Here is an 18016-nt window from a genome sequence, read left to right on the forward strand (position 1 = left end):
GCGGCCGATCATCGGTCGTTCTCTTTAACCTTGTCGGTGGCGCAGCAGCCGTCGGCGCACGCGGTCGCGCCGGTCGGCTCGCCCCCGCCGTCGCCAGCTTTGGAACCAGCGCCCGCGCCACTCCCGGCGCCCGCGCGAGCCTCGGTGCCAGCACCCGCGCCGCCGCAGGCGCTGGCGGCGGTGTGGGTGCCGGTGTCGGGGTGGCTGGGGAGGGCGCAGCAGGCGTCGCCGCGCCAAGCCTCGCGGCCTTCCTTTACGGCGACGCCCGCGATGACCAGAGCGGCGATCGGGTCGGCCCAGGACCAGCCGAACAAGCTGTTGAGCGCCAGGCCCACCAGCAGTACCGCGGACAGGTAGGTGCACAGCAACGTCTGCTTGGAGTCGGCCACGGCGGAGGCGGAGCCGAGTTCGCGACCGGTGCGGCGCTGGGCGGCCGACAGGAACGGCATGACGGCCAGCGACAGGGCGGCCAGGATCAGGCCGGGTGTGGAGTGCTCGGCCTCGCCCACGCCGAGCAGGGCGCGTACGGCGTCGAAGGTGACGTAGGCGGCGAGCGCGAAGAACGAGATCGCGATGACGCGCAGCGCTGTCTTCTCCCGCTTCTCGTGGTCGGTGGCCGAGAACTGCCAGGCGACCGCGGCAGCCGAGGCGACCTCGACCACGGAGTCGAGACCGAAGCCGATCAGCGCCGCTGAGGAGGCGATGGTGCCGGCGGTGATGGCCACGACGGCTTCGATCACGTTGTAGGTGATGGTCGCGGCGACCAGCAGGCGGATACGGCGGCGCAGTACGGCCCGCCGCGCCGGCGCCGGCCCGAGGCTGGGCAGGTTCAGCGCGGTCACGCGCCCACCCCTTCTCTGGCGGTCTCGGCGGCCTCGGCGCTGCCGGGGGAGGAGGCGGAGGCGAAGGCGGGGGCGCTGCCGGAGGTGGAGATGGGGGCGCTGCCGGGGGAGGAGGCGGGGGCGCTGCCGGGGGTAGAGGTGTGGGTGCCGGGGGTGGAGGTGGGGGTGCCGGGGGTGGAGGTGGGGCAGAGGGTGACGGCGTGGCCGGTGGCGGCCAGGAGTTGTTCGGCGGCGCCGAGCAGGTCCATCAGCTCGGGCCGGGTCAAGGCGTAGAAGGACTGGCGGCCTTCGGCGCGGTAGTCGACCAGGCCGCAGTCGCGCAGGCACGCCAGGTGCTTGGAGACCGTCGACTGCGCCAGCCCGAGCTGGCCGGTCAGGTCCACGACGCGGGCCTCGCCCTGGGCCAGGCGCTGCACGATCTTCAGCCGGGTCTCATCGGCCAGCGAGTGGAACAGCGCCGCCGCCGGGGGGATGCCGGCGGCGATATCGGCGTTCACGCATCGACCGGCATCGCCATTAATCGTCATATGGCGATGATAGCCTGGCTTCGCGATATATTGGCAAGGGAAAGGGGACGGGGGCTTGCATCTGATGCCCAGGTACAGGCTTACCGTCGGGATATGGCACAGGACATCGCCCTTGACCAGGGATGGGCTCCTTCGACGTGCACGCTGCCCACGACCGAGCAGCCGTTGCGGGCGGCCGAGTTCGACGCTTTGTTCGCCGAGGCGGTCCAGACGGTACTGCGGCCGGGGCGTGAGCTGCTCCGGCTGGAGCTCGTCTTCAGCCCGGAGCACGCCGCCCGGGCCGCCGAGCTGACCGCTCGGGAGAACGGCTGCTGCTCCTTCTTCACCTTCACCCTGACCATCGCCGACGGCCGCCTGACGCTGGAGGTGGCGGTGCCGGCCGTACACGCCGAGGTGCTGGACGCGCTCCAGGCCCGCGCGACGGCGGCCACCACGGCGTGAACGAGCCGCAAGAAGGGAACGGGAAGGCGCTCGCTCCGCCAAGGGTGATCAAGGCCGCACACCAGCCGACACCACGCGAACAGGACCCACGCCCGCGATGAGCCTGACCACCCGCATGGAAGATCACCAGATCGCCGTCTACCTGGCCGCGATCGCCGCCGGGGCGCTGCTTGGATGGGCGCTGCCCGGCCAGGGGGCGGGCCTGGCCGGGGCGATCAACCCGGTGCTGGGCGCGCTGCTGTATGTGACCTTTCTGCAGGTCCCGGCCGCCAGCCTGGTACGGGCGCTGCGTCAGGGCCGGTTCCTGGCCGCCGTACTGGTGATCAACTTCGCCGTGGTGCCGCTGGTGGTCGCGGTGATGCTGGCGTTGCTGCCCGCCGACCAGGCCATCCGCATCGGCGTGCTGCTGGTGCTGCTCACCCCGTGCGTGGACTACGTGATCGTCTTCAGCGGCCTGGCCGGCGCCGCCAGTGACCGGCTGCTGGCCACCACCCCGATCCTGCTGCTGGCCCAGATGTTCGCCCTGCCGGCACTGCTGTGGCTCTTCCTCGGCGCCGGTCTGGCCGCGACGGTGCGGCCCGGCCCGTTCGTCGAGGCGTTCGTCGTGCTCATCGTCATCCCGCTCGCGCTGGCCTGGGCCACCCAGGCCTGGGCCGCGCGCGCCCGGCCCGGCCGCGTGCTCGCCGCGGCGGCGGGTACCACGATGGTGCTGTTGATGGCCGCCACCCTGCTGGTCGTGGTCGCCTCCCAGGTGCCCGCCCTCACCGCCGACCCGGCCGCGCTGGCCGACCTGGCCGGCGTGGTGCCCTTCTACGTCGCCTTCCTGGTCGTCATGGCCTTCGCCGGGCTCGGCGTCGCCCGCCTGTTCCGGCTCGGCACGCGCGACGGGCGCGCGGTCGTCTTCACCGGCGCCACCCGCAACTCCCTGGTCGTGCTCCCACTGGCCTTGGCCCTGCCCGCCCACCTCGCCCTGGCCGCCGCCGTCGTGGTCACCCAGACCCTCGTCGAAGTCATCGGCATGCTCGTCTACATGCGGGCCGTACCACGCCTCCTGCCCGCCACACCGGAGACCGCGAACCGCCCAGAAACGAGCACATGAGCAGATGCCCCTCCCCGGAATGGGAGGGGCATCTGGGCCCGGTGGCCGCCCCCGTCAGGCCGCCGGCCGGGTCAGGCGGCGGGGCAGGTGGCGTCCTTCTGGGGAAGGGTGCCGTTGAGGAGGTAGGTGTCGATGGTGCGGGTCACGCAGCTGCTGCCGCTCAGGTACGCGCCGTGCCCCTCACCCTCGTACGTGAGCATGACGCCGGTCTTGAGGCTGGCGGCCAGGCGGGGCGCCCACTCGTACGGCGTGGCCGGGTCGCCCTTGCCGCCCACCACGACGATCGGGGCCGAACCGGTGGCGTCGACGCGCTTGGCGTCGTCGTTGGTGCCGCGCACCGGCCAGTAGCGGCAGATGGAGGCGAGCCCGCCGTTCTCCATCATCGGGTTCACCGCGAGCGTCGCCTTCTTCACGTCCTCGATGTCGGCGTCGGTGGCGCGTTCGGGGCTGTCGACGCAGTTGATGGCCTGGAGGCTGGTCATCATGGTGTTGTACGTGCCGTCGGGCCTGCGGCCGGTGTAGAGGTCGGCCATGCTCAGGAGCGCCTGGCCGTTGCCCTTCTTGGCCGCCGCGACGGCCTGCTCAAGCACGGGCCAGCTCATCTTGGAGTAGAGGGCGGCGATGACGCCGGTCTGGGCCAGGCCGCCGGTCAGCTCGCGGTCGCCCACCTTGACGGGCTTGTCGTCCAGGGACTTCAGGAAGGTCTGGAGGTCCTTCTGGACGGCGGCGGGTGTGGCGCCGAGGTCGCAGGTCTGGGCGACGCAGTCCTTGGCGAAGGCCTCGAAGGCCTGCTTGAAGCCCTTGGCCTGGGTGACGGCCCGCTCCTTGAAGCTGACGGAGGGGTCGAGGGCGGCGTCGAGCACGAAGCGGCCGACGTTCTTGGGGTGCTTGGTGGCGTAGACGGCGCCGAGCTGCGTGCCGTACGAGAGGCCGAAGTAGTTGAGCTTGTCGTCGCCCACGGCGAGGCGGATGCGGTCGAGGTCTTCGGCGGCGTTGGCGGTGCCCACGTGGGGGAGGATCTTGCCGGACTGCTCGGCGCAGGTGGCGGCGAACTCCTTCATCATGCGGTCGAAGTCGGCGGACTGCGGGGAGACGGCGGCGAACTTGTCGATGTCGCCGCACTTGACGCCGGAGCTGCGGTCGACGCCGCGCGGGTCGAAGCTGACCAGGTCGTAGCGGGTGCCGAGGCTGGCGAACGCCTTCGCGGCCAGGGCGAGGGTGTCGACGCCGGAGCCGCCCGGTCCGCCGAAGTTGAAGACCAGGGAGCCGAGCCGGTCACCGGTGGCCTTGATGCGGATGAGCGCCAGGTCGAGCTTTTCGCCGTCCGGTTTCGCGTAGTCGAGGGGAACGGGGAGCTTGCCGCACTCCAGGGAGGCGTCCTTCAGGGGCTTGCCGTCGGGCCCGGTCAGGTCGGTGCAGGGGGCCCAGACGACGGCCCCGGTCTCCTTCTTCTTCGCGACGGGGGTCGGGTCCGGCTTGGCCGCGGTGCTGCATGCGGTGAGCGCCGTCGCGAGCAGAAGGGTCGTCGTCAAGGTCTTCTTCATGCCTTCAAGCATGGTCAGACCGGGTTTGCCCAGGTAGTGGGAGAAGACAGCAGTTGCGGGTGACTTATGTCAACGCCTGCGCCTGACAAACCAGATTCCGAACAGGCCGAAGCCGGCGCCGGTCAGGCAGGTCCAGATCCACCAGGTGTTCTCGGGCGCGGGCCGGAAGATCAGCAGAACGACGAGCGCGACCGCCCAGAGCGCGGTGCCCACGGCGATGGCGGCCGGATCATTGGTCTTGATCGGTTCCGGTTCTGGTCGCCATTCGCGTTTCACATTGTCCAGGGTAGCTTCCAATACCATCTCGATACGATCACCTACGCTTTTCATGCGATGCGACGCCTGTCACTGTTCGCGCGTGAACAGCACTCTTGACCGGTTCTTCAGCATCACCGCACGAGGTTCGACGCTCTCCCGTGAGGTTCGCGGCGGCCTCGCCACGTTCTTCACGATGGCCTACATCGTGGTACTCAATCCCTTCATCATCGCCACCAAACCGGACGCCGACGGACAGTTCATCGGTGACGGAAGCAGCCCCAACATCGCACTGGTCGCGGCCGGAACCGCGTTCGTGGCCGGTGTCCTGACCATCCTCATGGGCGTCGTCGGCAGGGTGCCGTTCGCCATGGCCGCCGGGCTCGGCCTCAACGCCTTCGTCACCTTCGGCATCGCCACCCAGATGAGCTGGGAGGAGGCGATGGGCCTGGTCTTCGTCGAAGGCGTGATCATCGGCATCCTGGTGCTGACCGGGTTCCGCGTGGCGGTGTTCAACGCGATCCCCACGCAGTTGAAGACGGCGATCAGCGTGGGCATCGGCTTGTTCATCGCGCTCATCGGCTTCGTGGACTCCGGCTTCGTCCGCGGCAACGCGGTGCCGCCGCTGACCCTGGGCATCGCCGGGGAGCTGACCTCCTGGCCGGTCCTGGTCTTCATCGTCGGCCTGCTGGCCACCGCGGCGCTCGTGGCGCGCAAGGTCAAGGGCGCGATCCTGATCGGGATCGTCGGCACGACCGTGCTGGCCGCCGTCGTCGAGCTGCTCTTCCGTCCGGGGGCGTTCTCCAAGGACAACCCCGGCGGGTGGATGCTGAACGTCCCGCACATCACCTCCGACATGTTCGGGATCACGAATCCGCTGGTGTTGTTCACGGAGTTCGACCCCATCGGGGGGTTCACCCGGGTGTCGGTACTGCTGGCCGTCCTGCTGGTGTTCACGCTGCTCGTGACGGACTTCTTCGACACGATGGGGACTATCGTCGGCGTCGGCCGGCAGGCCGATCTCATCGGGCCGGACGGGCAACTGCCCAGGACCAAGGAGATCCTGCTGGTCGACTCGATCGGCGCGGCGGCGGGCGGCGCGGGCTCGGTGTCCTCCAACACCACCTATGTCGAGTCGGCCTCCGGTGTGGCGGAAGGCGCCCGTACGGGTCTGGCCAGCGTCGTGACCGGCGTGCTCTTTCTGGTCGCGATCTTCCTGGCGCCGCTGGTGAAGGTGGTGCCGTACGAGGCGGCCGCGCCCGCGCTGGTCATCGTGGGCTTCCTGATGATGAGCGCGATCAAGGAGATCGACTTCAGCGACTACGAGGTCTCGATCCCGGCGTTCCTCACGATCGTGCTCATGCCGTTCACCTACTCGGTCTCCAACGGCATCGGCGCCGGGTTCGTCAGCTACGTGCTGATCAAGGTGCTGAAGGGCAAGGGCCGCGAGGTGCACCCGCTGATGTGGGGCGTCTCCCTCCTGTTCGTCGTGTACTTCGCGCTCGGGCCTATCAGGGACCTCATCGGTTTGTAGCGCCCGCGACCAGCTCGGCCACCTTCGCCCGGGAGGTCAGGCCGAGCTTGGCCAGGATGTGCTCGACGTGGGTGTCGGCGGTCCGCTTGGAGATGTGCAGCCGCTCGGCGATCTCCCGGTTGGACAGGCCCTCATGCAGCAGCACGGCCACCTCCCGCTCCCTGCGGGTCAGCAGCTCCATCGCCGGCCCGCCGGCCGCCGGGGCGCAGCCGGGCAGCCGGTCGGCGTCGGCGAGCGCGGCGCCGACCACCTTCTCCAGCGGCGTGTGGGCGCCGTGCTCGCGTTGCTCGGCGAAGCGCTTCTCGCCGAGCGCGGCCAGCGCGGCGCTCGTGGCGCTCTGGTGGAACTCCTCCATCACGACCGTGCCGCTCAGCCGCAGCCCGGTCATCCGCCAGAGCCGGTCGGCCGCGCCCAGCAGCCAGGCCGCCCGCTGCGCGCGACCGCGTACGGCGGCCAGCCAGGCGTGCGTCTCCAGGCAGTAGGCCGTGCCGATCATGTCGCCCAGTTCCGTCTTGATCCCGATCGCGGTACGGCCCGCCGTTTCACACCCCACGTAGTCGCCCTTGCCGAACAGGGCGGCACTGGTGATGTAGTACAGGTATCCGCGCAGCCACTGCTCGCCGGTGCCGTGCCCCAGCCGCAGCAGTCCGTGCTCGCACAGCCGCCGCGCCTCCTCCGGCTCGCCGGCCAGGTGGTGGCGGTAGCCGTCCTGGGCGTCGAGGGCGACCAGCCCGATCCGGTCGTCGACCTCCTCCATGATCTTCAGCGCCGTCTCGGCGGCCTCGGCCGCCTCCGCGAGCCGTCCGGCGAAGCAGAGCGCCAGGTGCCGGTAGAGCAGGATGCGCCCGGCCAGCAGTCGCTCGCCGAGCTCCTCGGCCATGGGCAGGGCCTCGTCGCAGTCGGACAGGGCGGTGTCGAGGTCGCCCTGGAAGGCGATCAGGTACGCGCGCACGCCGAGCGCCCTGGCCCGCTGCCGGGAGGGCGCGGTGCACCGGTGCAGCACCTGGCCCAGCCAGTAGCGGCTCTCGGTGTACAGGCACGAGATCTGCCAGTAGCCCCAGAGCGCGTTGATCAGGTCGGCGGCCACGTTCGGGTCGGGCAGGAGCATGGCGTGCTCCATGGCCGCGCGCAGGTTGGCGTGGTCGCGCCGCAGCGCCCGGTAGCGCTCCACCTGGTCGTCGTCGATGAAGTGCTCGTCGAAGTAGGCGGCCAGGCGGTGGAAGCGGGCGATCTGCCGGCCGCGCACGGCGGCCTGCTCGCCGCTGCGGGCGAGCTGGTCGGCGCCGTACTCGCGGATGGTGTCGAGCTGGCGGTAGCGGGCGCCCGGTTCGTCGGCGAGCAGGACGAGCGACTTGTCGACCAGGCCGATCAGCGTCTCCATGACGGTCTCGACGGGCAGCCGGTCGTCGGCGCAGACCTCCTCGACGGCCTCCATGTCGAAGGATCCGGCGAACACCGACAGCCTGGCCCAGAGCACCCGCTCCGCCGGGGTGCACAGGTCGTGGCTCCAGTCGATGGTGGTGCGCAGCGTCTGGTGCCGTGGCAGCGCCGTACGCCGGCCGCCCGTCAGTAACCGGAAGCGGTCCTCAAGACGCTCGATGAGCTGCTCCAGCGGTACGGCCCGCAGCCGCACGGTGGCCAGCTCGATCGCCAGCGGCATCCCGTCGAGGCGGCGGCACAGCGCGACCACCTGGTCGCCGTTGGCCTCGGTGAGCTGGAAGCCGGGCACGACGGTGGCGGCGCGCAGGGCGAACAGCTCGATGGCGTTCCCGCTCCCGGCGGCGAGGGCGACGGAGTCGGGCACGGGAAGCGGCGCGATCATATACGTATGCTCGCCGGGAACGTCGAGCGGCTGGCGGCTCGTGGCCAGTACGCATACCCGGGGCGTCTCGCGCATGAGGATGTCGGCCAGGCCCGCGCAGGCGTCGATGAGGTGCTCGCAGGTGTCCAGGATGAGCAGAATGTCGCGCTCCTGGAGGTGGTCCAGGAGCGTGTCGAGCTGGGTTTGCCCGGCTTTCTCCGGAAGCCCGAGCGCCGTGCACGCGGTGTGGGGGAGGAGTTCGGGATCGCGCAATGCGGACAGCTCGATGAGGCAGATTCCGTCGGCGAAGCGCTCCTTGACGGCGTCGGCGACCCGCAGGGACAGGCGGGTCTTGCCGACGCCGCCCGGCCCGGTAACCGTCACCAGGCGCTCGCCGATGAGGAGGGCGGCGAGCTCGGACTGCTCGGTCCGGCGCCCGATGAACGCGGTGACGTCGCGGGGGAGCTCTCCTGGCCGTCTGCGGAACGTGCCTAGTGTCATGTTCGGATCGTATTCATCGGGTAACGATCGGTTATGGGATTCCGCGCAATCCGTGGAGTACGTATGCCGAGAGAGCAGGCCGCCGGGAAATCGGTAGGGGGTACCGATAGCCGGGACGCGGGCCGTACCGGCACCCTGTGGGAGTGTGACCTCCGCTCCGCGCAGGAGCATGGATGTCTCAGCGGGCGGTGATCCGGAGTGGCCTCTGGAGGGGTGAGCCACCCCGGGTCACCGCCCCTTTTTCATGCTCGGCCAGGTCTGCTGTATCAATGGGTGAGATCTTCGGCCTGGAGGGAATGTGTTGGGTACCCATATAGTTAGCAAAGGTAATGACTCATGCTAACGAACACCCAAAAGATGGACCTGCGGAGCGACGCAGGCCTGGCTTCAGCTCTGCGCGTGTCACTGGCGCGGCTGACCAGGCGGCTACGACGACAGGCGACGGCGTCCTCGCTGACACCCACTCAGGTCGCGACGCTCGCCGCCGTGGAACGGCATTCCGCGATAACCCCCGGCGAATTGGCCGAGCTCGAGAAGGTGCAGCCGCCCTCGATGACCCGCGTGATCGCCGGGCTCGTGGAGCGAGGATTGCTCGCGCGTACGCCGCACCCGACCGACCGGCGGCAAGTGACCGTGAGCGTGACCGAAGCCGCGTTGAAACTCCTGAAGGAGGAGCGCAGGCAGAAAGAGGCCTGGCTGACGCAACGGTTGAAGGAACTGACGCCGGAGGAACGGGCGGTGCTCAGGCAGGCGGCCCCGATTCTGGAGAAGCTCAGCAAGATCTAGAACCTGAGGAACCCAGGACCGGGATGTTCCGGTCGCTCAGGAATCACAACTACCGGCTGTTCGCCTCCGGCAGCGCCGTCTCCAACCTCGGCGGTTGGATGCAGCGCACCGCCCAGGACTGGCTGGTGCTCGACCTCACGCACGGCAGCGCGGCGGCCCTCGGTACGGCGACCGCGCTCCAGTTCCTCCCGATGTTGCTGTTCGGCCTCTTCGGCGGCGTGCTCGCCGACCGCTACCCGAAGCGGCCCATCCTGATCGTCGCGCAGTCGATCATGGCGCTGCTCGCGCTCGCCATCGGCATCCTGACCGTCACCGGCACCGCGCAGGTCTGGCACGTCTACGTGATGGCCTTCGCGCTCGGCCTGGTCTCCTGCGTCGAGGTGCCGACCCGGCAGACGTTCGTGGTCGAGATGGTCGGCCGCAAGGACCTGTCCAATGCCATCGCGCTCAACGCCTCGATCTTCAACCTGGCCCGCGTGGTCGGCCCGGCCGTCGCCGGTGTGCTGATCTTCATGCTGGGCGGGACCGGACCGATCTTCCTGCTCAACGCGCTGACGTTCGCCGGGGTGATCTCCAGCCTGATCTTCATGCGGAAGGCGGAGCTGAACCTCGCCGAGCCCGTCCCCAGGGCCAAGGGCCAGCTGCGCGAGGGGCTGCGCTACGTGCTGGGCAAGCAGGAACTGCTGATGCCGATCCTGCTGATCGGGTTCGTGTCGATGTTCTCGCAGTCGTTCTCGATGTCGATCGCGCTGATGGCCCGCGAGGTGTTCAGCGCGGGCGCCTCGTCGTTCGGGCTGGCCTCCAGCATGTTCGCGGTCGGCGCGCTCGGCGGCGGACTGCTGGCCGCGCGCCGTGCCAAGCCCAGCAGGAAGGTGCTGCTCACCGGCGCGATCAGTTTCGGGTTGTTCCTGGTCGCGGTCGGCGTGGCGCCTGTCTACCCGGTCTACCTGGCGCTGCTGGTCCCGGCCGGCATCGCGCTGATCACCGTCAACACCGCCGCCAACGCCAGCGTCCAGCTCGCCACCTCGCCGGAGATGCGCGGCCGGGTCATGGGCATCTACCTGCTCGTGTTCACCGGTGGCGCGCCGCTGGGGGCGCCGCTGGTCGGCCTGCTGTCGGAGTTCGGCGGCCCGAGAGCCGGAGTCATGCTCTCGGGCGCGCTGGTGCTGGCCGGCACCGGCATGGCGCTGCTCATGACACGCATGATCGGCGCCCGCCGCAGGGTGGCGCTCGCCACGGCATGATGCCCGCATGAGGTTGTTCGCGGCTCTGGTACCGCCCGACGAGGTTCTCGACGAGATCGAGACGGCGATCGCTCCGCACGCCGGGCGGGTACCGGGCCTGCGCTGGCCGGACCGCGCCACCTGGCACATCACCCTCGCGTTCTTCGGCGAGGTGCCCGAGCGCGTCCTACCCGACCTCCAGGTACGGCTGGCCCGCGCCGTAGCCCGCCACTCCGCCATCGACCTGGCCTTCGACGGCTTCGGAGCCTTCTCGTCGGTACGCCGGGCCAGGGTCTTCTGGGCAGGGGTGACCGGCGGCTCGATGGTCCGCCTGGCCGACTCGGTCAAGGCCGGAGCCCGCCGGGCGGGCGCGGTGGAGACCGACGAGAAGCGTTTCCACCCGCACCTCACGCTCGCCCGCGCCAAGCACGAGCAGGACCTGAGCGCGCTGGTCGAGTCGCTGGCCGGATTCACCGGCTCGCCGTGGCGGGCCGAGTCGGTCCGGCTGGTCAGCTCGACGCTGGGCGCCCAGGTGAGGTACGAGTCACTGGCCGAGTGGGCGCTCGCACCTCCGGAGCCCGACTAGGCTCCTCAAACGTGGACCGTCCCCGTTTCTGGCTCCTGCCCATCGTGCTCGGCCTTCTGCTGCTGATCGTCGTCGTCGGCGCGCTGGTCACCTGACCTACCAGGCGTAGTCCTCCGGCGCCGTCCTGTGCCCGGGGAAGATCTCGTCCAGCCTGGCCAGCGCCGCCTCGTCGAGCGTGACCTCCAGGGCGGGCAGGCTGCTCTCGAACTGCTCCATCGTGCGCGGGCCGATGATCGGCGCGGCCACCGCGCGCTGCTTGAGCAGCCATGCCAGCGCCACGTGCGCGGGGTCGGCACCCAGGTCGTCGCAGAGCTTCTCGTAGGCCTCGATCTTGTCGCGGTGCTTGTCGAGCTCGACGAGCATCCGCTCGGAGGACGAGCGGCCCTTGTCCATCTTGCGCAGGATGCCGCCGAGCAGGCCGCCGCCCAGCGGGCTCCACGGGATCACGCCGATGCCGTAGTCCTCGGCCGCGGGCAGCACCTCCAGCTCGACCGCCCGGTTCAGCAGGTTGTAGTGGCTCTGCTCGCTGACCAGGCCCACGGAGTTTCTGCGCCGGGCGGCTTCCTGGGCCTTGGCCAGGTGCCAGCCGGCGAAGTTCGACGAGCCGACGTAGACGATCTTGCCCTGCTGTCGCAGGACGTCCATCGCCTCCCAGAACTCCTCCCACGGAGTCCCGCGGTCGACGTGATGGGCCTGGTAGATGTCGATGTAGTCCGTCCGCAGGCGCTTCAGCGAGGCGTCGCAGGCCTTCCTGATGTTCAGGGCCGACAGCAGGCCGTCGTTGGGCCAGTCGGTCATGCCGCCGTAGAGCTTGGTCGCGATGACGGTCTTCTCCCGGCGGCCGCCGCCCTGGGCGAACCAGTTGCCGACGATGGTCTCGGTCGCGCCCCGGCCGGCCGACTGGCCGTACACGTTGGCGGAGTCGAAGAAGTTGACGCCCGCCTCAAGGGCGCGGTCCATGATCGCGAAGGAGTCTTCCTCGGAGGTGAACGGGCCGAAGTTCATGGTGCCGAGGCACAGCGGGCTGACCTTGAGGCCGGAGCGTCCCAGGTTCACGTATTCCATGGACATCACCCTAGGTAGCTGGAGTGCACTCCAGGCTAGGATGACTTTCCGTCGTGATGGTGCTGCTTCGGTCCGCTGTTCCCCTGTTTCTGTCCATGGTGACCGGGATGGTGGGTTCCCTCGTCGTCGCCGGCGCGCTCGGGCGGCACGCGCCCGTCACGCTGGCCGCCTTCGCCGTCATGACCGCCGTGCTCAACCCCGCCGCCACCGCCGTGGCCGGGGCGCTGCGCGGGCTGATGCCGTTCGTCGCGCCGCACAAGGACGATCCGGTACGGGCGGTGCCGATCCTGCGCGACGCGCGCTGGCTGACGCTGGCCGTGGGCCTCGCCGGGGCGCTGGCGGTGCTCGGGGTGCCGCTGCTGGCCGGGGTCGCCGGGGTGCCGCGGGAGATCGTGGCCGAGCTGGGGGCGCTGCCGTACCTGCTGGCGCTCGATCTGCTTGTGCTGGCGTCGAACGGCGGCGCCGGCACGGTGCTCATCGCGCTCGGACGTGCGCGGCAGGTGCTCTGGTCCGGCCTGGCCAACACCGCGACGGTGATCGTGCTGACGCTGGTCCTGGTGCCGCGCTGGGGGCTCGACGGGATGGGCGTGGCGTGGCTGGCGGCCGGGCTGGCCGGCGTGCTCGTCTCGAACGTCTGCCTGCGCCGCGCGCTCGGCCGCCCCGTCGGGCAGGCGCGTCCCCGGGTGGCGGAGATCCTCGCGCTGGCGCGGGTCAGCCTGCCGCTGGCGGGGACGGTGCTGGTCAAGTTCGGGGCGCTCGGGGTGGTGACGTTCGCCGCGACGCTGACGACCGTGCGCGGGGCCGCCGCGCACGCGGTGCTCGGGACGCTCACCGGCTTCACGTTCCTGGCGTCGCTGGCGGTGGCGCAGGCGGCGGTGCCGGAGATGGCGCGGGCCACCACTTCCGCCGAGGTGCGGCGGGTCAACCGGCGCGCGGCGGTGCTGGCCGTGGGCGCCTCGGCCGTGGGCGGGCTGGCGCTGCTGGTCTCCGGGCCGGTGCTGGCCGGCCTGTTCAGCGACGACCCCGGCGTGCGGGCGGCGGTGCTCGCGCTGGTGCCGTTGATGCTGCTGTCGTCGATGGCGGACGCGGCCCAGGCCGTGCGGGGTTTCGGGCTGTCGGCGCTCAAGCGGGCCGGCGCCTCGCTGGTCTACTTCGCGATCGGGTACGGCCTGCTCGTCGCCGCGGCGATACCGGTGGCGCGGGTGTGGGGGATCACCGGGTTGTGGGTGGCCATGTTGGCGGTGAACGTCCTGCTATATGCGTTGCAGAGCTGGGGGTTCCGCAAGCACAGTGCCCAGGTGGGGATGGTCGAGGCCGCGGAGCGGGCATGATGTTAGGGTGGGGGATGTCTGGATTAAGGTGATTGCCGGGACCGTGCTGGCCTGTGCGCTGCCTGCGGCGCCGGCGATGGCGCTGGCCGATGAGGCGGAAGAGAAGTTGTTCAGCTTCCGCGACGCGCGGATCACGGAGTCGAGCGGGCTGGCCCTCTCGCCGACGCACACCGGGATCTACTACACGCACAACGACAGTTCGGCAGCGGCGGAGTTCTTCGCGGTCGACGGGGCGGGCCGTACCAAGGCGGCCTTCAGGGTGTCGGGGGCGCAGGCACGCGACTGGGAGGCGATGGCGGCCTCCAAGGACCCCGCGACCGGGCGGGGCGTGTTGTGGTTCGCCGACATCGGGGACAACCTGGACGGCGCCTGGCCGGACATCTCCATCTACAAGGTGATGGAACCCGCCTCGATGAGGGACGCCACGGTGCCCGCCGTGCGCTACCGGTTCCGGTACGCCGACGGGGCCCGCAACGCCGAGGGGATCATGGTGAACCCCAGGACCGGGCGGTTGTCGGTGGTGTCCAAGGAGTTCTCGGGGGCGGTGTACGAGGCGCCGCTGAAACTGCGGACCGGGCGCGTGAACATCCTGCGCAAGGCCGCCGCCGCGCCCATGATGGCCACCGACGCGGCCTACGCGCCAGACGGGTCCTCCTATGTCGTGCGGACATACTTCTCCGCCACCCTCTTCCGGCCTTCCGGCGACATCATCACCAAGATCTCGATGCCGCCGCTGGATCAGGCCGAGTCGATCGCGTACACGGCGGACGGCAAGGCGCTGCTGACCGGGTCCGAGGGGGTGCGCAGCCCGCTCTACCGGGTGCCGCTGCCGCAGCGGGCGCTGGCCTCCTCCGGCTCCACGCCGACGCCGTCGAAGAAGGCGTCGGTGGCGGCGGCCGAGACCGCCCAGGACGAACGCGGGCTGAGCGGCCAGGACATCCTGATCTGGCTGGCCGCCGCGGTCGGGGCCACGGCGGTCATCGCGGTGATCGCGCGCCGTAGCCGGTGATCTGAGCAGGACCACCCAGGTACGTCTGAGTACGTTCACCCAGGTGCGGGGTTGCCCTGCAGCGGCATCATTCTCACTATGCATCCTGATAGTGGGAAATTTCGGGTGATGGCGTGCCCTGACTGCGGGGCTCCGCTGCCCGGCACCCCGAGCGCCTGCCCGCGCTGCGCCCTGCCCCTGGCCGGGCCGACCGCGGCCGAGCTGTGGCGGGTCGACTCCGCCCTCGCCGACCTCAGGATGCGCGAGGCCGAACTCCACCGCCGCCGCGGCCACCTCCTCGGCCTGCTCCGCGAAGAGCGGGCTCGGGCCCGGCGAGCATCCACGGCCGTTCCGGGGATGCCGGGTACCCCGGGAATGCCGGGCACCCCCAGGGTGCCGGGCGTTCCGGGTGCGGCGGGCGTTCCGGGTATGCCGGGCGGGGTGACCGTTCCGGGCACGCCGGGTGTGCCGGTGGGTGCGCCGGGTTCGGCGGGTCGGCCGCCCATGCCGCCGGGGTCGCCTGTGCCGCCCATGCCGCCCATGCCGTCTGGGGTGCCGGGTGGGGCTGGGGGGCGGGCGGGGTCGGCGGAGGTTTCGCGGCGGACTGCGCAGAATCTGCTGCTGATCCTCGGCGGGCTCCTGCTGACCGTCGCGGCCGTGGTGTTCACGGTGGTCAGCTGGGGTTACCTGGGCATCGCCGGGCGGGGCGCGATCCTGGTCGTGGTGACCGGGGTGGCGCTGGCCGTACCGGCGCTGCTGCTCAAGCGGGGGCTGACGGCCACGGCCGAGACCGTCGGGGTGCTGGCGCTGGCGCTGATGGCGCTGGACGGGTACGCGGCGCACCGGGTCGGGCTGCTCGGCGGGCTGTCCTGGGTCGACTACGGCGCGGGCGTGATCGCGGTGGTCGCGGCGGGGGCGGCCGTCTACGGCAGGGTGCTGCCGCTCCGGGTGGCGCCGATCATCGCGATCCTGCTCGCCCAGGTGCCCATGATCATGTGGTTCGGTTCGACCGCGACCGGGACGGCCGCCGCGTTCACCGCCGCGACCCTGCTCGACGCCGCCGTCTGGAGCCGCGCCAAGCGCGTCGAGATCCGGGTGACGGCCGCGATCTGCCTGGGGATCAGCGCGTTCGCGGCGGTGTTCGTGGCCGCTGTGGAGTCGGTGGTGGGCGACCTGGTGTGGGCTCCGGCCGGGCTGCTGGTGGTGCTGGCGGCGGCGGGGGTATATGTCGGGATGCGGGTGGTTCCGCTGATGCGCTGGCTGCCGCTGGGGCTGGCGGGGCTGGCCCTGATGTTCGCGCTGGGCTCGCCGGTGCGGCCGTTGCTGAACTCCTCGTGGCAACTGCTGCCGTACCCGCTGGCGGCGATGGTCGTCATGGTCGCGGCGCTGTGGCTGCCGGTCGTGATCCGGCGGGCCGGGGTGGTGTCCGGCGCGGTCATGGTCGTGCTGGGTGGACTGCCGCTGGTGATGATCGTGCTGAACGCGCTGCTCATGCCGTTCCGCAACGTGTCGGCGGTGTGGGCGGGTACACGGTGGGAGGTCGCCCAGCTCGCCCTCGCGCGGCCGGGTGTCGTGTTCCTGGCGGTGGCGGCCGTCGTGTGTGTGGTGGCCGCTCGCCGGTGGAGTGTGCTGACGTCGCGGGTCTCGGCCTCTGACCTCTCGGGGCTGGTGTCCGGGGGCGGGCTCGTTCTCGCGCTGTCGGCGTTGCTGGTGGTGCCGGCGGCCTTCGGGCTCGGGTACGCGGCGTCGGCCGGGGTGCCGTTGCTGGTCGCGGTGGCGCTCAGCGTGGCCGCGACCAGGTATCCGGCCGCTGTCTGGGGTGCCGGGACGGCGGCGGTGCTCGCGTTGACCGAGGGGCTGGCGGCGGAGGCGGCGACGTACACGGTGCTCGGCGTGCTGCTGGTGACCTGGGCGGTGCTGTACCGGCGTCCGGCCGCGCTGGCCGGCGCCGCGCTGAGCGGTTCGGGGCTGGTGTGGGCGGTCCTCTACGGGCTGGAGGTGGCGGTGCGCGACGCGGCCGCGCTCGGGTTCGCCTCCGGTGCGGTGCTCGCTCTCATCGGCTGGTACGGCACGCCCCAGCCGGCCACGAACACACAGCAGGCCGGTGACACACCGAAGCCGGCCACGGACACGCCGCAGACCGACGGCCCAAGGGAGGCCGCAGGCCCGAAGGCGGCGACGGAAGCACAGCCGGTTGTGGACGCGGAGCCGGGTGGGGGAGTGCGGCAGGCCGGGGGTGCGCAGCCGGTTGCGGGCGCGTGGCAAAGCGCGGGTGCGACGCCGGGTGGGGGTGTGCGGCCGGGTGGGGGTGCGACGGCGGGTGTTGGTGCTCGGGGGGCCGGGGGGTTGAGGTTGGCCTGGGCGTTCGGGCGCGTCTTGGCCGTGGTGCTGGCCGCAGTGGCGGTGCTGCCGGTGGTGGACGTGGTGGTGCGGGGGGTGGCGAACTTCTCCGGGCTGCTCGATCCCTGGGGCGGGGTGCCTTCGCTGCCGGATGGCCGGTTGGGGGCGCTGCTCGCGGTTGTGATGGCCGGGGCTGTGCTGGTCGTGGCGACTCGGCCGGCGGTCGCGGTGGTCGTGGCCGGGGTGGTGGTGGCGGTGGTGCCGGTGACGGTTCGCCTGCCGTACCAGGTGAGCTTGGGGTTGCTCTTGCTGGCCACGGTGGTGGCGGCGGTGCTTGCCGCGCGGCGCGTTACGGCAGGCGGGGAGTGGGCGCTTGCGGGTGACCTCGCGATCGGTGTGGCGGTTTGGCTGGGCGTGCTGTCTGTTGCGGGGGCGGCGGCCACGCAGACCGGGACGATTACGACGCTGGCGATCCTGGCCGGGGTGGCGGCGGGCACGAGCGCTTGGGGGCGTGGCGGGGGTGCCGGGGTGGCGCTGGCGAGTGTGCTGGCCGTCGGCGAGGTGGGCGTGTTCGCCGCCGCCCACGGCCTGCGTACGGCCAGCCTCGTCTGCGCCGGAGCGGGAGTCGTCGCGGTGGCGGCGGCGGCGTGGAAGCGCGTGCCGGCCATCGGGTATCTGGGGACCGGGTTCCTGCTGGTGTCCTCCTGGATGCGGTTGTGGGCGGAGGAGGTGACGGTCGTCGAGGCCTACACGCTGCCGTTCTCGCTGGTGCTGCTCGGGATCGGCTGGTTGCGGGGGCGGCGGGGGTCGTCGTGGAAGGCTTATGGGGCGGGGCTGGTGTTCACGTTCGGGCCGAGCCTGCTCGCCGAGCCGACGGCCCTGCGGTCGCTGCTGCTGGGTGCGGCGGCGCTCGCGGTCACCGTGGCCGGAGCCCGCCACCGGCTGCAGGCCCCGGCCGTGCTCGGCGCGCTGACGCTGGTCGCGGTGGCCGTCCGGGAGCTGGCGCCGTGGGTCGCCGGGCTGGTCACGGCGCTGCCCCGGTGGGTGCCCATCGCGGTGGGCGGCATGCTGTTGCTGGTGGTCGGCGCCACGTACGAGGCGCGCAAACGCGACCTCGTCCGGCTGAAGGACGCCGTCGTCAAGCTCAAGTAGA

At 71.1% G+C, this 18016-nt stretch carries 14 protein-coding genes and 1 pseudogene; 9 read left to right on the forward strand and 6 right to left on the reverse strand.

Annotated features, from left to right (window positions below):
- Positions 1 to 8: 8 nt before the first annotated feature.
- Both ACFWY5_RS52250 and ACFWY5_RS52255 read right to left on the reverse strand, forming a co-directional pair.
- On the reverse strand, positions 9 to 842 hold the full coding sequence (locus ACFWY5_RS52250; RefSeq protein ID WP_379639518.1) for a cation diffusion facilitator family transporter: 834 nt from the start codon (positions 840 to 842) through the stop codon (positions 9 to 11).
- Positions 843 to 1024: 182 nt separating this feature from the next.
- A pseudogene (locus ACFWY5_RS52255) lies at positions 1025 to 1369 on the reverse strand (ArsR/SmtB family transcription factor); the annotation flags it as partial.
- Positions 1370 to 1462: 93 nt separating this feature from the next.
- On the opposite strand from ACFWY5_RS52255, the gene ACFWY5_RS52260 reads away from it, so the two are divergent.
- Together ACFWY5_RS52260 and ACFWY5_RS52265 are read left to right on the forward strand one after the other, a co-directional pair.
- Complete coding sequence (locus ACFWY5_RS52260; RefSeq protein ID WP_379639519.1) at positions 1463 to 1810, forward strand: hypothetical protein; 348 nt, start codon at positions 1463 to 1465, stop codon at positions 1808 to 1810.
- Positions 1811 to 1907: 97 nt separating this feature from the next.
- On the forward strand, positions 1908 to 2909 hold the full coding sequence (locus ACFWY5_RS52265; protein WP_379639520.1) for an arsenic resistance protein: 1002 nt from the start codon (positions 1908 to 1910) through the stop codon (positions 2907 to 2909).
- 71 nt (positions 2910 to 2980) lie between these two features.
- On the opposite strand, the gene ACFWY5_RS52270 is transcribed toward ACFWY5_RS52265, so the two are convergent.
- Positions 2981 to 4453, reverse strand: coding sequence for an alpha/beta hydrolase (locus ACFWY5_RS52270; RefSeq protein WP_379618272.1), 1473 nt, complete (start codon positions 4451 to 4453; stop codon positions 2981 to 2983).
- A gap of 69 nt (positions 4454 to 4522) precedes the next feature.
- Positions 4523 to 4729 carry a DUF2530 domain-containing protein gene (locus tag ACFWY5_RS52275; protein WP_379618274.1) on the reverse strand — a complete coding sequence of 69 codons (207 nt, stop codon included), beginning with the start codon at positions 4727 to 4729 and terminating at the stop codon, positions 4523 to 4525.
- A gap of 52 nt (positions 4730 to 4781) precedes the next feature.
- Between ACFWY5_RS52275 and ACFWY5_RS52280 the strand changes: the two genes are divergently transcribed.
- Positions 4782 to 6242, forward strand: a complete 1461-nt coding sequence (locus tag ACFWY5_RS52280) for an NCS2 family permease (protein WP_379618276.1) — start codon at positions 4782 to 4784, stop codon at positions 6240 to 6242.
- Here the strand turns inward: ACFWY5_RS52280 and ACFWY5_RS52285 are convergent.
- Complete coding sequence (locus tag ACFWY5_RS52285; protein ID WP_379639521.1) at positions 6229 to 8544, reverse strand: ATP-binding protein; 2316 nt, start codon at positions 8542 to 8544, stop codon at positions 6229 to 6231. The genes ACFWY5_RS52280 and ACFWY5_RS52285 overlap by 14 nt on opposite strands.
- 336 nt (positions 8545 to 8880) lie before the next feature.
- Between ACFWY5_RS52285 and ACFWY5_RS52290 the strand changes: the two genes are divergently transcribed.
- From ACFWY5_RS52290 to thpR, 3 genes are read left to right on the forward strand one after another with little or no spacing between them, the layout of a single operon-like run.
- Positions 8881 to 9330: a MarR family winged helix-turn-helix transcriptional regulator gene (locus ACFWY5_RS52290; protein ID WP_379618280.1), complete on the forward strand. Its 450-nt coding sequence runs from the start codon at positions 8881 to 8883 to the stop codon at positions 9328 to 9330.
- A gap of 23 nt (positions 9331 to 9353) precedes the next feature.
- Positions 9354 to 10574, forward strand: a complete 1221-nt coding sequence (locus tag ACFWY5_RS52295; protein ID WP_379618282.1) for an MFS transporter — start codon at positions 9354 to 9356, stop codon at positions 10572 to 10574.
- Positions 10575 to 10581: 7 nt separating this feature from the next.
- Positions 10582 to 11139 (forward strand): RNA 2',3'-cyclic phosphodiesterase, encoded by a 558-nt coding sequence (gene thpR / locus ACFWY5_RS52300; RefSeq protein ID WP_379639522.1) that lies wholly within the window; start codon positions 10582 to 10584, stop codon positions 11137 to 11139.
- Between the two features lie 96 nt (positions 11140 to 11235).
- Here thpR and ACFWY5_RS52305 read toward each other — a convergent pair whose 3' ends face one another.
- Positions 11236 to 12204: an aldo/keto reductase gene (locus ACFWY5_RS52305; protein WP_379618286.1), complete on the reverse strand. Its 969-nt coding sequence runs from the start codon at positions 12202 to 12204 to the stop codon at positions 11236 to 11238.
- Between the two features lie 107 nt (positions 12205 to 12311).
- Here ACFWY5_RS52305 and ACFWY5_RS52310 point away from each other — a divergent pair, with 107 nt between their 5' ends.
- From ACFWY5_RS52310 to ACFWY5_RS52320, 3 genes are all read left to right on the forward strand, one after another.
- The gene (locus ACFWY5_RS52310) at positions 12312 to 13535 is read left to right on the forward strand and encodes a polysaccharide biosynthesis C-terminal domain-containing protein (protein WP_379639523.1); all 1224 of its coding nucleotides are present in this window, start codon (positions 12312 to 12314) and stop codon (positions 13533 to 13535) included.
- 28 nt (positions 13536 to 13563) lie between these two features.
- Positions 13564 to 14544 (forward strand): hypothetical protein, encoded by a 981-nt coding sequence (locus tag ACFWY5_RS52315; protein WP_379618290.1) that lies wholly within the window; start codon positions 13564 to 13566, stop codon positions 14542 to 14544.
- Positions 14545 to 14622: 78 nt separating this feature from the next.
- The gene (locus tag ACFWY5_RS52320) at positions 14623 to 18015 is read left to right on the forward strand and encodes a collagen-like protein (RefSeq protein ID WP_379639524.1); all 3393 of its coding nucleotides are present in this window, start codon (positions 14623 to 14625) and stop codon (positions 18013 to 18015) included.
- The last annotated feature ends 1 nt before the right edge of the window (position 18016 follow it).

Origin of the sequence: Nonomuraea sp. NPDC059007 (genome assembly GCF_042740555.1) — a bacterium.
Lineage (GTDB): Bacteria > Actinomycetota > Actinomycetes > Streptosporangiales > Streptosporangiaceae > Nonomuraea.

Excerpts from the sequence above, each read along its gene's own strand:
- ACFWY5_RS52260 (WP_379639519.1), top strand. The coding sequence starts at position 1,463 with ATGGCACAGGACATCGCCCTTGACCAGGGATGGGCTCCTTCGACGTGC.
- ACFWY5_RS52265 (WP_379639520.1), top strand. The coding sequence starts at position 1,908 with ATGAGCCTGACCACCCGCATGGAAGATCACCAGATCGCCGTCTACCTG.
- ACFWY5_RS52270 (WP_379618272.1), bottom strand. The coding sequence starts at position 4,453 with ATGAAGAAGACCTTGACGACGACCCTTCTGCTCGCGACGGCGCTCACC.
- ACFWY5_RS52280 (WP_379618276.1), top strand. The coding sequence starts at position 4,782 with ATGCGATGCGACGCCTGTCACTGTTCGCGCGTGAACAGCACTCTTGAC.
- ACFWY5_RS52285 (WP_379639521.1), bottom strand. The coding sequence starts at position 8,544 with ATGACACTAGGCACGTTCCGCAGACGGCCAGGAGAGCTCCCCCGCGAC.
- ACFWY5_RS52290 (WP_379618280.1), top strand. The coding sequence starts at position 8,881 with ATGCTAACGAACACCCAAAAGATGGACCTGCGGAGCGACGCAGGCCTG.
- ACFWY5_RS52295 (WP_379618282.1), top strand. The coding sequence starts at position 9,354 with ATGTTCCGGTCGCTCAGGAATCACAACTACCGGCTGTTCGCCTCCGGC.
- thpR (WP_379639522.1), top strand. The coding sequence starts at position 10,582 with ATGAGGTTGTTCGCGGCTCTGGTACCGCCCGACGAGGTTCTCGACGAG.
- ACFWY5_RS52305 (WP_379618286.1), bottom strand. The coding sequence starts at position 12,204 with ATGGAATACGTGAACCTGGGACGCTCCGGCCTCAAGGTCAGCCCGCTG.
- ACFWY5_RS52310 (WP_379639523.1), top strand. The coding sequence starts at position 12,312 with ATGGTGGGTTCCCTCGTCGTCGCCGGCGCGCTCGGGCGGCACGCGCCC.
- ACFWY5_RS52320 (WP_379639524.1), top strand. The coding sequence starts at position 14,623 with ATGCATCCTGATAGTGGGAAATTTCGGGTGATGGCGTGCCCTGACTGC.